The 13,495-nt window shown below is 68.0% G+C and carries 12 protein-coding genes; 11 read left to right on the forward strand and 1 reads right to left on the reverse strand.

Features of this window, described 5'->3' with window-relative positions; translation table 11 throughout:
- Nucleotides 1-38 precede the first annotated feature (38 nt).
- The gene (locus ACYJSS_RS05955) at nucleotides 39-1,688 is read right to left on the reverse strand and encodes a GGDEF domain-containing protein (RefSeq protein WP_111262308.1); all 1,650 of its coding nucleotides are present in this window, start codon (nucleotides 1,686-1,688) and stop codon (nucleotides 39-41) included.
- A 160-nt stretch (nucleotides 1,689-1,848) separates the two neighbouring features.
- Between ACYJSS_RS05955 and ACYJSS_RS05960 the strand changes: the two genes are divergently transcribed.
- From ACYJSS_RS05960 to ACYJSS_RS06010, 11 genes are all read left to right on the forward strand, one after another.
- Nucleotides 1,849-3,888, forward strand: coding sequence for a VIT and vWA domain-containing protein (locus ACYJSS_RS05960; RefSeq protein WP_111262307.1), 2,040 nt, complete (start codon nucleotides 1,849-1,851; stop codon nucleotides 3,886-3,888).
- Nucleotides 3,885-5,222: an exosortase Q gene (gene xrtQ / locus ACYJSS_RS05965; protein WP_111262306.1), complete on the forward strand. Its 1,338-nt coding sequence runs from the start codon at nucleotides 3,885-3,887 to the stop codon at nucleotides 5,220-5,222. The genes ACYJSS_RS05960 and xrtQ overlap by 4 nt, the downstream gene beginning before the upstream one ends.
- 93 nt (nucleotides 5,223-5,315) lie before the next feature.
- Nucleotides 5,316-6,411 (forward strand): peptide chain release factor 2 gene (gene prfB, locus ACYJSS_RS05970; RefSeq protein WP_111262305.1). Its coding sequence is split into 2 segments (ribosomal slippage): nucleotides 5,316-5,387 and nucleotides 5,389-6,411, totalling 1,095 coding nucleotides; the frame shifts between segments, so codons are not numbered across the junction.
- Between the two features lie 125 nt (nucleotides 6,412-6,536).
- Nucleotides 6,537-8,042: a lysine--tRNA ligase gene (gene lysS / locus ACYJSS_RS05975; protein ID WP_111262304.1), complete on the forward strand. Its 1,506-nt coding sequence runs from the start codon at nucleotides 6,537-6,539 to the stop codon at nucleotides 8,040-8,042.
- Between the two features lie 114 nt (nucleotides 8,043-8,156).
- Nucleotides 8,157-8,870, forward strand: a complete 714-nt coding sequence (locus ACYJSS_RS05980; protein WP_111262303.1) for a TetR/AcrR family transcriptional regulator — start codon at nucleotides 8,157-8,159, stop codon at nucleotides 8,868-8,870.
- 70 nt (nucleotides 8,871-8,940) lie between these two features.
- Nucleotides 8,941-9,495, forward strand: a complete 555-nt coding sequence (locus ACYJSS_RS05985; RefSeq protein WP_111262302.1) for a hypothetical protein — start codon at nucleotides 8,941-8,943, stop codon at nucleotides 9,493-9,495.
- A gap of 2 nt (nucleotides 9,496-9,497) precedes the next feature.
- On the forward strand, nucleotides 9,498-10,793 hold the full coding sequence (locus ACYJSS_RS05990; RefSeq protein ID WP_111262301.1) for a flavohemoglobin expression-modulating QEGLA motif protein: 1,296 nt from the start codon (nucleotides 9,498-9,500) through the stop codon (nucleotides 10,791-10,793).
- A gap of 95 nt (nucleotides 10,794-10,888) precedes the next feature.
- Nucleotides 10,889-11,635 carry a TIGR00266 family protein gene (locus ACYJSS_RS05995; protein ID WP_111262300.1) on the forward strand — a complete coding sequence of 249 codons (747 nt, stop codon included), beginning with the start codon at nucleotides 10,889-10,891 and terminating at the stop codon, nucleotides 11,633-11,635.
- Nucleotides 11,632-12,513, forward strand: coding sequence for an alpha/beta hydrolase (locus ACYJSS_RS06000; RefSeq protein WP_111262299.1), 882 nt, complete (start codon nucleotides 11,632-11,634; stop codon nucleotides 12,511-12,513). The genes ACYJSS_RS05995 and ACYJSS_RS06000 overlap by 4 nt, the downstream gene beginning before the upstream one ends.
- A complete protein-coding gene (locus ACYJSS_RS06005; RefSeq protein WP_111262298.1) occupies nucleotides 12,510-12,833 on the forward strand; it encodes a hypothetical protein in 324 nt (107 codons plus the stop codon). Before ACYJSS_RS06000 ends, ACYJSS_RS06005 begins: the two co-directional genes overlap by 4 nt.
- A 7-nt stretch (nucleotides 12,834-12,840) precedes the next feature.
- Complete coding sequence (locus ACYJSS_RS06010; protein ID WP_111262297.1) at nucleotides 12,841-13,341, forward strand: O-acetyl-ADP-ribose deacetylase; 501 nt, start codon at nucleotides 12,841-12,843, stop codon at nucleotides 13,339-13,341.
- The last annotated feature ends 154 nt before the right edge of the window (nucleotides 13,342-13,495 follow it).

The following is a 13,495-nucleotide window of genomic DNA, read 5'->3' on the forward strand; positions in this document are numbered from 1 at the left end:
CGCGGGGCGAATGCCGGTCTCCCCGATTCCCGTGGCCTTCACGCCGAGCGCTCGCCCTGCGGCGGCCGCGCGCCATGGAACACCACCCGGTTGCGTCCTTCGTGCTTGGCGCGGTAGAGCGCCTGGTCGGCCAGCTCCAGGGCCTCGCCCAATTGCGCGGAGTCCTGGGGCCAGAGGGCGCCGCCGATGCTGCAGCCGATGTTCAGGCGCAGTTCGCCCAGCTGGATGGGGTCGCCCAGTGACTGCAGGGTACGCAGCGCCACCTGGCGGGCCTGCTGGGCGGCCTCGCCTTCCGGGACCTGGAGGATCATCAGGAACTCGTCCCCGCCAAGCCGCGCCACCAGGTCGCCTTCGCGCAGGCTGGCGCGCATGCGGGCGGCGGCCTCGCGCAGTACCTGGTCGCCCACCGAGTGGCCGTGGTTGTCGTTGACCGGCTTGAAACCGTCCAGGTCGAGGTAGAGCAGGGCCAGGGAGCTCTTGCCCAGCTGGCTGCGCTGCTGCACGCGGGGCAGGTGTTTTTCCAGGGCGGTGCGGTTGGGCAGGCCGGTGAGCGGGTCGTGGTGGGCGAGGCTTTCCATCAGGCCCAGGGCGTTCTGCTGCTGGGTCAGGCTTTCCACCAACTGGCGGATCGATTGGCTGAGGGTGCGGATCTCGCGGGTGCCCTGGTCGTCGGGTATCACCGCGATCTCGCCGGCTCGCAGGCGGTCCGCCGCGGCGGCGATCTCCCGCAGCGGCCGGGTGATGCGCCCGGCCAGGACCCAGCCGATGAAGGCGAAGATCACCGCCAGGGCCGCGCCCCAGATATAGATGTCGCGCTGCAGTTCCACCGAGGGGGCGAAGGCTTCCTCGACCGATTGCCGGGCGATCACCGTCCAGCCCAGGCCCTTGTAGTCCTGGTAGCCGGTGCTGCGGGCGAAACCGGTGAGCCAGGTGCCGCCATCGGGCCATTCCTGAACCCGCCAGTAGTGGGTGTCGCCCTGGTCGAGGGCGGCCAGGTGCAGGCGCTGACCGATCATGGCGCGCGGGCCGAGGAGCACGGTGCGGTCGCTGCCGATGATGAAGAACTCGACCTTGCGCCGTTGCTGCATGGGTTCGAGCAGCGAGCGGCGCACATCGTCGGCCCAGGCCCAGGACAGGTGCGAGGCGAGCACCCCGACCGTGGCGCCGTCCAGGCCCTTCACCGGCATGGCGATGTCGACGAACTTCATCGCCTCGCCGGTGGGGTTGGGCAGCAGCTTGGCCAGCAGCACGGCTTCGTGCACGTCGCCGATGAACAGGCCCTTGATGCCGTTGATGTACACCGGGCGCTGGCTGAGGCTGGCGCCTTCGAGTACGCCGTTGCTGGAGGCCAGCACGGTGCCGGCCGGGTCGGTGTAGCCGATCCAGGCGATCTCGTGCAGTTCGTGCTGCAGGCTGTCGAGCAGGCCGCGGACCTGGGCGATGTCGTCGGGCTGGCGCAATGCGCGCAGCTGGCTGAACACCTGCAGCACCTTGGCGCGGTCGGCCATGTCGCGGTCCAGGCGGTCGATCATCTGGAAGGAGACTTCCGCCAGGTCCTGGCCGATCTCCTCGCGCATGCGCAGGCTGGAGTCGTGGCCGATCAGGGTGCCCAGCAGCCAGCACAGCGCGCCTACCAGCAGGGCGACGAGCAGGGCGATACGGCTGCGCAGGCTGTGCGTGGCTTGCATGGGGAATCTCCGGAGGGCGGGCGAGGGCTGCGGGGCCGCACTGAAAGCTTAGCCCAGCGGCGGCGGGGCCATTTCCACACAATCTCCACGGGCGCTGCAAATTGCGTCCACACAGGGGCGGGAACATGGCTGCACGAACATTTTTCCTGGAGTGCGCCGCATGTATCGCCTGTCCCTGCCTTCCCTTTCGCCCGGCCGCTGGCTGCTGGCGTTGTTCCTCGCCCTGGTCGGCGTGGCACCGTGCCTGGCCGAGGATGCCTCGGAGCGCGGCGAGAGCCCCTATTTCGCCGTGGACAACGCCGAGCCGGGCGTCGACGGCCTGCCGCTGAAGTCCACCCGCGTGGAGGTGCAGGTGCTGGGCGTGATCGCCAACGTCAAGGTCATCCAGCAGTACCGCAACGAGGGGGCGCGGGCCCTGGAGGCGCGCTATGTGTTCCCCGGCTCCACCCGTGCGGCGGTGCACGGCCTGACCGTGCGCCTGGGCGACCGTGAGCTGCAGGCGCAGATCCGCGAGAAGCAGAGCGCCCAGCGCGAGTACCAGGAGGCGAAGAGCGCTGGCAAGACCGCCGCGCTGCTGGAGCAGGAGCGCGCCAATGTGTTCCAGATGAGCGTGGCCAATATCCTCCCGGGCGACGTGGTGGACGTGGAGCTGCGCTACACCGAGCTGCTGCTGCCCACCGACGGCACCTACCACTTCGTCTTCCCGACCGTGGTCGGGCCGCGCTACAACGGCGCGCCGGGGCAGGAGAGCCACAAGGCCGAGGCGTGGAGCTCCACGCCGCACCTGGCCGAGGGCGACCCCGGTCGCAGCGCCTTCTCGATGCAGGTCGACCTGCAGTCGCCCACCGCCATCGGCGAGGTCGCCTCGCGCACCCATCGCATCGTCCGGCAGGTGGTCGCGCCCCGGCACACCCGGGTGACCCTGGAGGAGGGGCAGGGGCCGGGCAACGACCGCGACTTCATCCTCGACTACCGCCTGGGCAGCGAGGTGTTCGAGAGCGGCGTGCTGCTCGCCCGTGGCGCCGAGGAGAACTTCTTCCTGGCCATGGTGGCGCCGCCGGCCGCGGTGAAGCCCGGCAGCATCGTGCCGCGCGAGTACATCTTCGTGGTGGATATCTCCGGCTCCATGCACGGCTTCCCGCTGGATACCACCAAGGTCCTGCTGCGCCGCCTGGTCGGCGGCCTGCGCCCGGTGGACAGCTTCAACGTGCTGCTGTTCTCCGGCAGCAGCAGCCTGCTGGCGCCGCAGTCGCAGCCAGCCACCAAGGCCAACATCGAGCAGGCGCTGGTGATGCTCGACACCCAGATGGGCAGCGGCGGCACCGAGCTGCTGCCGGCCTTGCGCCAGGCGCTGGCGATGCCGGCGGATGCCGAGCGCTCGCGCAGCTTCGTGGTGGTCACCGATGGCTACGTGACGGTGGAAACCGAGGCCTTCGAGCTGGTGCGCAAGAACCTCGGCAAGGCCAACCTGTTCGCCTTCGGCATCGGCAGCTCGGTGAACCGCGAGCTGATCGAGGGCCTGGCCCGGGCCGGGCAGGGCGAGCCCTTCGTGGTGCTCGACGACAGCTCGGCGCAGGCCGAAGCCGAGCGCCTGCGGCGGATGATCGACTCGCCCGTGCTGGTGCACCCGAAGCTGTCGTTCAGCGGCCTGGAAACCTACGACGTCGAACCGGTGGCGCTGCCGGACCTGTTCGCCCAGCGCCCGCTGGTGATGTTCGGCAAGTGGCGCGGCGAGCCCCGTGGCGTGCTGCAGGCCGAAGGTATGGCCGCCAGCGGCCCGTGGCGCACCGAGGTGCCGATCGAGGCGGGCAAGGTGATCGAGGGTGACCAGGCGTTGACCCATCTGTGGGCGCGGCACCGCATCGCCTCGCTGGTGGACCAGGAAAGCCTGGACGGCGGCTTCGGCTACAGCCAGCAGATCCTCGACCTCGGTCTGAAGTACGGCCTGCTGACCCCCTACACCTCGTTCATCGCGGTGGACCAGGTGGTGCGTAACCCCGACCCCGCCGGCAGCACCACGGTCAAGCAGCCGCTGCCGTTGCCCCAGGGTGTGAGTGCGCAGGCCATCGGCACCGCCGGCGCGGCTCCCGCCACCGCCGCCCTGCAGGTATCGAGCACGCCGGAGCCGGGCACCTGGGCGATGCTGGCACTGGCGTTGCTGGGCATGGGCTGGGCGACGCGCCGCCAGGTGCGGGGGTGAAGGCTCGCGCACTGCCGGGCTGGGCCTGGCTGCTGCCACCGGTGCTGGCGCTGTGGCCGGTGTGGCTGTGGAGCTTGCGGCGCATGGGCGACGGCTCGGACGACCCCTACGGGGTGGTTGCGCTGATCGCCCTGCTGCTGGGCCTGGGGCGTGAGCGCCGGGGCTTTTCGGCGGTGCCCCGGCGCGGGTGGTTGCTGGTGTCGCTGGGGCTGGCGCTCCTCGGCAGCGCGCTGATCCCGGCGCTGGGGCGTGGCGTGCTCGCGGTGCTGGCGGTGATCGCCACCACCCTGGCGCTGCGCCGCCCGGGCCAGCCGGTGCTGGCATGGCTGGGGCTGGGGTTGCTGGCGCTGCCGATCCTCTCGTCGCTGCAGTTCTTCGCCGGCTATCCGCTGCGCCTGGTCACCGCCGAAGCCAGCCTCTGGCTGCTGCGCGGGCTGGGGCGGGAGGTGCTGCGCCAGGGCACGGCGCTGGAAGTGGGCGGGCAACTGGTGATGGTGGATGCGCCCTGCTCGGGCGTGCACATGGCCTGGGTGGCCTACTTCACGGCCTTCGCCACTGCCGCCTGGCTGCGCCTCGGCGACGGGCAACTCCTGCGACGCCTGCCGTGGATCGGGCTGCTGGTGCTGGGGGGCAACAGCCTGCGCAACACCCTGCTGGTGCTGCAGGAGACCGGGCAGGCGGGCTGGCCCGGCTGGATGCACGAGGCCACCGGGCTGGTGGTGTTCGTCGGCGTCTGCGCGCTGGTGCTGCGCACCGTGGCGGCAGGGCAGGGTGCAGGCGTGCCGCTGCCGGCGGCGAGCGTGGCCACGGCGTCGCCCTGGCAGGGCGGTCGCGCTCTGGTGGCCGGGGCGTTCCTGTTGCTGGGGCTGGCCGCGCTGCCGGGGCGGGCTGTCGTGGAGGCGTCGCCGGACTCGGCCTTCGTCGAATGGCCGCAGCGCTTCGACGGCGAACGGCTGCGCCCCCTGGCACTCTCGAAGGTGGAGCAGCGCTTCGCCGAGCAGTTCCCCGGCGCCATCGCCCGCTTCAGCACGGGCTCGCGGGTGGTCACCCTGCGCCATGTCACGGCGCCCACGCGCAAGCTGCACCCGGCTGCCGACTGCTACCAGGGCCTGGGTTACGTGATTCGCGCCATCGCCTTGCGCCAGCGACCCGGCAACCGCGGGCTGCAGCGCTGTTTCGTCGCCGAGGGGCGTGGGCCGGCGCAGCAGGTCTGCGAGTACATCGAGGACGCCGCCGGGCAGAGCTTCAGCGACAATTCCGCCTGGTACTGGGCGGCGCTCAGCGGCGCCTCCACCGGGCCCTGGCGGGCGGTGACGGTGGCCGAAGCGCTCTAGCGCGGACAGTGGTCGGGCGGGCTGCCCGGCCGGTTTCGAGTCGGGTATACTCGCCGGCTTTTCCGAAAGTTTTGCCTGAGAGCGCTTCCAGCCATGGAAATCAACCCGATCCTGAACAGCATCAAGGACCTCTCCGACCGCACCCAGACCATTCGGGGGTATCTTTGACTACGATCACAAGCATGATCGTCTCGTCGAAGTAAACCGCGAACTCGAAGACCCCAACGTCTGGAACAACCCGGAGTACGCCCAGAATCTCGGCCGCGAGCGCTCGCAACTGGCGCAGATCGTCGAGACCCTGGATGAGCTGACCGGCGGCCTGGCCGACTCCCGCGACCTGCTCGACATGGCGGTCGAGGAGAACGACGAAGGCGCCGTGAACGACGTCGCCACCGAAGTCGAACGCCTGCGCGAGATCCTCGAGAAGCTCGAGTTCCGCCGCATGTTCAGCGGCGAGATGGACCCCAACAACGCCTACCTGGACATCCAGGCCGGTTCCGGCGGCACCGAGGCCCAGGACTGGGCCAACATGCTGCTGCGCATGTACCTGCGCTGGGCCGACAAGAACGGCTTCGCCGCCGAGATCGTCGAGCTGTCCGAAGGTGAAGTCGCCGGCATCAAGGGTGCCACCGTGCACATCAAGGGCGAGTACGCCTTCGGTTGGCTGCGTACCGAGATCGGCGTGCACCGCCTGGTGCGCAAGAGCCCGTTCGACTCCGGCAACCGTCGCCACACCTCGTTCACCGCGGTGTTCGTCTCCCCCGAGATCGACGACAACATCGAGATCGAGATCAACCCGGCCGACCTGCGCATCGATACCTACCGCTCCTCCGGCGCGGGCGGCCAGCACGTGAACACCACCGACTCGGCGGTACGTATCACCCACGTACCGACCAACACGGTGGTCGCGTGCCAGAACGAACGCTCCCAGCACGCCAACAAGGACACCGCCATGAAGATGCTGCGGGCCCGGTTGTACGAGCAGGAGATGCAGAAGCGCACCGCCGCCTCCCAGGCGCTGGAAGACACCAAGTCCGATATCGGCTGGGGCCACCAGATCCGTTCCTACGTGCTCGACCAGTCGCGCATCAAGGACCTGCGTACCGGCGTCGAGCGCAGCGACTGCGACAAGGTGCTGGACGGCGATCTGAACGAGTACCTCGAAGCGAGCCTCAAGCAAGGTCTTTGAGACGGCCGGGCGCAGGTCAGGCTGCGTTGATCGCCTGACCTGCGCCCGCTTTTCCTTCACAGCCCTTGCCCAGCGATGACTTTTTCACCAGGCGCCAAAACGCCGAAGCAGGAACCACCAAGACCATGAGCGACCAACAACCCGACCAGCACGAACTGCAACAGGAAGAGAACAAGCTGATCGCCCAGCGCAAGGAAAAGCTTGCCGCCGTGCGTGAAGCCAAGGCCATCGCCTTCCCCAACGACTTCCGCCGCGACGCCTATTTCGCGGACCTGCAGAAACAGTACGCGGACAAGACCAAGGAAGAGCTGGAAGCCGCAGCCATCCCGGTCAAGGTCGCCGGTCGCATCATGCTCAACCGTGGTTCCTTCATCGTCCTGCAGGACAGCACCAGCCGCCTGCAGGTCTACGTGAACCGCAAGACCCTGCCGGAAGAGACCCTGGCCGAGATCAAGACCTGGGACCTGGGCGACATCATCGGCGCCGAAGGCACCGTGGCCCGTTCCGGCAAGGGCGACCTGTACGTCGACATGACCAGCGTGCGCCTGCTGACCAAGTCCCTGCGCCCGCTGCCGGACAAGCACCACGGCCTGACCGACACCGAGCAGCGTTACCGCCAGCGCTACGTCGACCTGATCGTCAACGAGGAAACCCGCCACACCTTCCGCGTGCGCTCCCAGGTCATCGCCCACATCCGCCGCTTCCTGTCCGAGCGTGGTTTCCTCGAAGTGGAAACCCCGATGCTGCAGACCATCCCCGGCGGCGCGGCGGCCAAGCCCTTCGAAACCCACCACAACGCCCTGGACATGGCCATGTTCCTGCGCATCGCGCCGGAGCTGTACCTCAAGCGCCTGGTGGTCGGTGGCTTCGAGAAGGTCTTCGAGATCAACCGCAACTTCCGTAACGAAGGCGTCTCGACCCGACACAACCCCGAGTTCACCATGCTCGAGTTCTACCAGGCCTACGCCGACTACGAAGACAACATGGACCTGACCGAGGAGCTGTTCCGCGAGCTGGCCCAGGCCGTGCTCGGCAGCACCGACGTGCCCTACGGCGACAAGGTCTTCCACTTCGGCGAGCCCTTCGCCCGCCTGTCGGTGTTCGACGCCATCCTCAAGTACAACCCGGACATCACCGCCGCCGACCTCAACGACGTCGAGAAGGCCCGCGCCATCGCCAAGGCCGCCGGCGCCAAGGTCCTCGGCCACGAAGGCCTGGGCAAGCTGCAGGTGATGATTTTCGAGGAACTGGTGGAGAGCAAGCTGGAGCAGCCGCACTTCATCACCCAGTACCCCTTCGAGGTGTCCCCGCTGGCCCGCCGCAACGACAAGGACCCGAGCGTTACCGATCGCTTCGAGCTGTTCATCGGTGGCCGCGAGATCGCCAACGCCTACTCCGAGCTCAACGACGCCGAAGACCAGGCCGAGCGCTTCATGCTGCAGGTCAAGGAGAAGGACGCCGGTGACGACGAGGCGATGCACTACGACGCCGACTTCGTCAACGCGCTGGAGTACGGCATGCCGCCCACCGCGGGCGAGGGCATCGGTATCGATCGCCTGGTGATGTTGCTGACCAATTCGCCGTCTATTCGTGACGTCATCCTGTTCCCGCATATGCGGCCCCAGGCCTGACGTGTGAGAAAAACCGCCTTCGGGCGGTTTTTTCTTGGCCGGCGATGAGTTGAATAGCCGGATAAATGGTCGAAACTGTCTTGCATCCCAGCCGAACCCGGAGGTCCATGAATCTTGCCCAAGTCGTCCCGTAGCGACAGCGCCGCCCAGGCGGCCAGCGCCCTCGCCGAAAGTGTCCAGTACCAGGGTCGCAAGGCCAGCCGGCAGGGCAGCGAGCAACGCCGCCAGGCGATCCTCGATGCCGCCATGCGCATCATCGTGCGCGACGGCGTGCGCGCGGTGCGCCACCGCGCGGTGGCGGCGGAGGCGCAAGTGCCGCTTTCGGCCACCACCTACTATTTCAAGGACATCAACGACCTGATCACCGACACCTTCGCCCAGTTCGTCGAACGCAGCGCCGAAGCCATGGCCGCGTTCTGGGGCAGCGTCGAGGGTGACCTGCAGGCCATGGCGGCGGCGCTGAGCCGCGACGGCGCCTCGCGGCGGCAGATGACCGACGAGATCGTCGAGATGGCGATCCAGTACGTGCGCCGCCAACTGATCGAGAACCGCGTGCAGCTGCTGGCCGAGCAGGCGTTCCGCCAGGAGGCGTTGATCAACCAGGGCCTGCGGCCGCTGGCCGACGCCCACCGGGGAATCCTCTCCCAGGGCGCCGAGCACTTCTTCCAGGTGCTGGGTTCGGATGAGCCGGCGGAGGATGCCAAGGTGTTGACGGCCATCATTCTGCGGATGGAATATCAGGGCCTGCTCGATGGGGTGGACAACCTCGATATCGACGAGATGCGAGCCGTGCTCAAGCGCTACCTCTATCTGGTGATGGGGCTCTAGGACACGGTACGAGACCCCGCATTCAGGCCACCTGTCTTGCGGGGTTTTTCATGGTCACAAGGAGAGCGAAATGAAACCCTGGCGCGCATTGGTCGCCCTGTCCTTCCTGCTGCTGAGCGGGTGCCTGGTCACCTTGCGGGACCCGATCCCGGCCCACGAGCCGGCACCGATCCCGCTGCTGGGCGACTGGACGCGCAAGGACGAATGGGGCGAACGCCTCTACCTGGAGATCAGCCGCGCCGGTTCCAACCTGTACAAGGCCCGCACCTACGAGGGCAGCAAGGACAACCTCGACAGCCTCCAGGAATACGGCTTCACCGTCGCCCACCACGGCCGCCGCTGGTACCTCTCCGCCGGGCTGCCGAAGAAGTGGGGCGCCAACTTCGCCGTCGCCGGCTTCGAGCTGACCACCGACAACGAACTGGTGGTCTACAACCTCGACGTCGAACGCCTGCAGCAGGAACTGGAGCACGGCACCTTCGAAGGCGCCAGCGTGGAGATGCCCGACGGTGACGGCGTGTTGCTGACCTCGCCCTGGGAGAAGATCCAGGCCTGGCTGGACGACCCGGCCAACTCCGACGTCTTCGTCGAGGTGGCGCGTTACCAGCGTTCCACCGAGGAGTGAGCATGAGCCGGCGCAAACTGCCCGACGACTACCAGAACATCGTCCGCACCCTGTCCGATCGCATCGTCCACGCGCAGACGCCGATCCGCGTGCTGGATGCCATCAAGTGGGACGACAGCGTTCGCCAGGGCTTCCTCAAGCACAAGGGCAAGGCCATGCCCGAGGTGGACCGCGCCTACTACGAGAGCCGGCCGCTGGCCTTCGACTCCTCGGCCAAGAAGCTGGAATTCCAGAACATCGAGCGCGACATCACCCGCCAACTGGGCCAGTTCAACCCGGTGGGGCAGATCATGCGGCGCATGTGCAAGGAATACCGCATGGTGATCCGCATGCTCGAAGCGCGCGGCACCGCCGATTTCGGGTTGATCTCCCAGGAGCTCTACGGCGCCGCCTCCGACGCCTTCCACGCCGGTGACCCGACCCTGTCCGACCTGGGGCTGATGCTCTCGGACTACCTGAACAAGATCGACGACCGGGGCGACCTCAAGGACGAGCCCAAGACGCTCACCGCCAAGGACGCCGTGGCCATGCTGCAGAGCCGCCTGAGCGCGGTGTTCGGCGAGGGCGACGACACCATCCGCGTGTTCGAGTCCGATGGCATCGTCGCCGACGCCGCTGCCGGTGCCGACTACATCAAGGTGCGCGCCGACGCCATGTTCAACGAACGCGACGTGCGCGCCCTGGAAGTGCACGAAGGCCTGGTGCACGTCGGCACCACGCTCAACGGCCAGAACCAGCCGATCTGCACCTTCCTGGCCAAGGGCCCGCCGTCGTCCACCGTGACCCAGGAAGGCCTGGCCATCCTCATGGAAGTGATCGCCTTCGCCTCCTACCCCACGCGCCTGCGCAAGCTCACCAACCGCACCCGCGCCATCCACATGGCGGAGGAGGGGGCCGACTTCCTCGAGGTCTACCACTTCTACCGCGAGCAGGGCTACGGCATGGCCGAGAGCTACGGCAACGCCAGCCGCGTGTTCCGCGGCTCCTCGCCGGACGGCCTGCCCTTCACCAAGGACCTGTCCTACCTGAAGGGCTTCATCATGATCTACAACTACATCCAGCTCGCCGTGCGCAAGGGCAAGCTGGAGCAGATCCCGCTGCTGTTCTGCGGCAAGACCACCCTCGAAGACATGCGCACCCTGCGCCAACTGGTGGACGAAGGCCTGGTGGCACCGCCCAAGTACCTGCCCCCGCAGTTCCGCGACCTCAACGCGCTGTCGGCCTGGATGTGCTTCTCCAACTTCCTCAACCACCTCAGCCTGGACCGCATCGAGGCGGATTACGCGAATATTCTCTAGAGCGGCAAGCTGCAAGCGACAAGCCGCAAGGGGTGAGCCCCTGGCGCTCTTGCAGCTTGCCGCTTGAAGCCTGCAGCCAACCGAAGGTTCCCCACATGCCCAGCCATCAGCTCGACTACGAAATCCTCGGCGCTTCGGCGCAGACCGTTGAGATCATCCTCGACCCGCAGGAAACGGTGATCGCCGAAGCCGGGGCGATGAACTACATGACCGAAGGCATCCGCTTCGAGGCGCGCATGGGCGACGGTTCCTCCAGCGGCGTGCTGGGCAAGCTGTGGGGGGCGGGCAAGCGCCTGCTCACCGGCGAGTCGCTGTTCATGACCCATTTCACCAACGAAGGACGCGGCCAGCAGCGGGTCGGCTTCGCCGCGCCCTACCCGGGCACGGTGGTGCCCATCGACCTGGCCCAGGTCGGCGGGCGCCTGGTGTGCCAGAAGGACGCCTTCCTCTGCGCCGCCCACGGCACGCAGATCGGCATCGCCTTCAACAAGCGCATCGGCGCCGGTTTCTTTGGCGGCGAGGGCTTCATCCTGCAGAAGCTCGAAGGCGACGGCCTGGCCTTCGTGCATGCCGGCGGCACGGTGATCCGCAAGGAGCTGAACAACGAGACCCTGCGCCTGGACACCGGCTGCCTGGTGGCCTTCACCACGGGCATCGACTACGACATCGGCCTGGCCGGCGGGCTGAAGAGCATGCTCTTCGGCGGCGAGGGCATCCTCCTGGCCACCCTCAAGGGCACCGGCACGGTGTGGATCCAGAGCCTGCCCTTCTCGCGCCTGGCCGAGCGCATCTACGAAGCCACCTACAAGGCGCGCGAGGAAACCCGCGCCGGCGGCAAGTGATCCGTCCCGGCCTCCTGCTGCTGCTCCTGCTGCTGCAGGGCTGCAGCGGGCTGCTGTTCTACCCCGAGCGCCAGCTGCCCTTCACCCCGGAGCGCGCCGGCCTGGCCTACCGCGACGTCGAGCTGCTCACCGCCGATGGCGTGCGGCTGCACGGCTGGTGGCTGCCGGCGGCGCCGGGCAAGGGGGTCAAGGGCACGGTGCTGCACCTGCATGGCAACGGCGGCAACGTCGCCTCGCACCTGGGCGGCAGCTGGTGGCTGCCCGAGCAGGGCTACCAGGTGCTGCTCCTGGACTACCGGGGCTACGGCCGCTCCGAGGGCAGCGCCTCGCTGCCGGCGGTGTACCGGGACATCGACGCCGCCTTCGCCTGGCTCGACCAGGCCCCCGAGGTACGCGGCAAGCCCCTGGTGCTGCTCGGCCAGAGCCTCGGTGGCGCCCTGGCGGTGCATTACCTGGGCGAACACCCCGAGCGCCGCGCCCAGCTGCGCGCCCTGGTGCTCGACGGCGTGCCGGCGAGTTACCGTGACGTGGCTCAATTCACCCTGGGCAATGGCTGGTTAACCTGGCCGCTCCAGGTGCCGCTGTCCTGGCTGGTGCCTGATGGCGACAGCGCGATCGGCGCGATTTCCACGCTGCAGGGCCTGCCGATGCTGATCTACCACAGCATCGACGACCCGGTGGTGCCTCTTTCCAACGGCGTGCGCTTGTATCAAGCTGCGCCGCCGCCGCGGGTGTTCCAGCCGACTCGCGGTGGCCATGTGCAGACCTTCGCCGACCCCACCTGGCGGGAGGTGATGCTGCGCTACCTCGACGACCCGAAAGGTTTCGTCGGGCTGCGACGGCTGGCTGAAGTCCCGAATACAGAGAGTCCCCAATGAGCGAACGCAACCCCATCCCGCTGATCCTCACCGGCGTCGGCACCATCATCGGCACCGTGATGGTCCTCTGGTACTACGGCTACCTGCACTTCGCCAAACCGGAAGATGCGCTGCTGCTGTCCGACTTCACCATGCTCAAGACCATCCCGGGCGAGGACTACAAGATTTCCCTGACCCCGGCCACCCAGGTCGCCCAGTGCATCGATGGTGTGCTGGTGCTGTTCGACACCGAGCAGAAGGGCCTGACCGGCGTGCTGGTGAACAACAAGAAGCAGGCCGTGCGCTGCATGGGCCAGGAGACCCCGCAAGAGGTCAAGTGAGGACGCGATGAGGATCGAGGTCTGGCAGGGCGACATCACCTGCCTGGACGTGGACGCCATCGTCAACGCGGCCAATTCCTCCCTGCTCGGCGGCGGTGGCGTGGATGGTGCGATCCACCGCGCGGCGGGGCCGGAACTCGTCGCCCGCTGCCGCATCGTCGGCGGCTGCCCCACGGGCGAGGCGCGCATCACCCCGGGCTTCCGCCTGCCGGCGCGCTTCGTGATCCACACGGTCGGGCCGGTCTGGCGCGGGGGCGGCAATGGCGAGCCCGAGCTGCTCGCCGGCTGCTACCGCAACAGCCTGGCCCTGGCCGAGGCCGAAGGGCTGGCCAGCATCGCCTTCCCGGCCATCAGCTGCGGCATCTACGGCTATCCACTGCAAGCCGCTGCGCAGGTCGCCATCGCCGAACTGCGCCGCCCGCGCCCGGCCGGCAGCACCCTGCAGCGTGCGGTGCTGGTGGCCTTCTCCGAGGACATGGCGCGCCTCTACCGCGAAGCCCTGGTCTGATCTGGCGGCTTTTGCGCCCATCGCTCTTCCCGCCCGGTTATGGATGGGGCCCTGAAGCCCGGGCTACGCAGTGTACTGACGCCGCTTGGTGGAGGTAAAAAGCGACCTCCACCCTACGCAGCGGTCATGCCCGTGTGGCGGGGGCGGCTGCTTT

This window comes from Pseudomonas sp. No.21, from assembly GCF_054558415.1.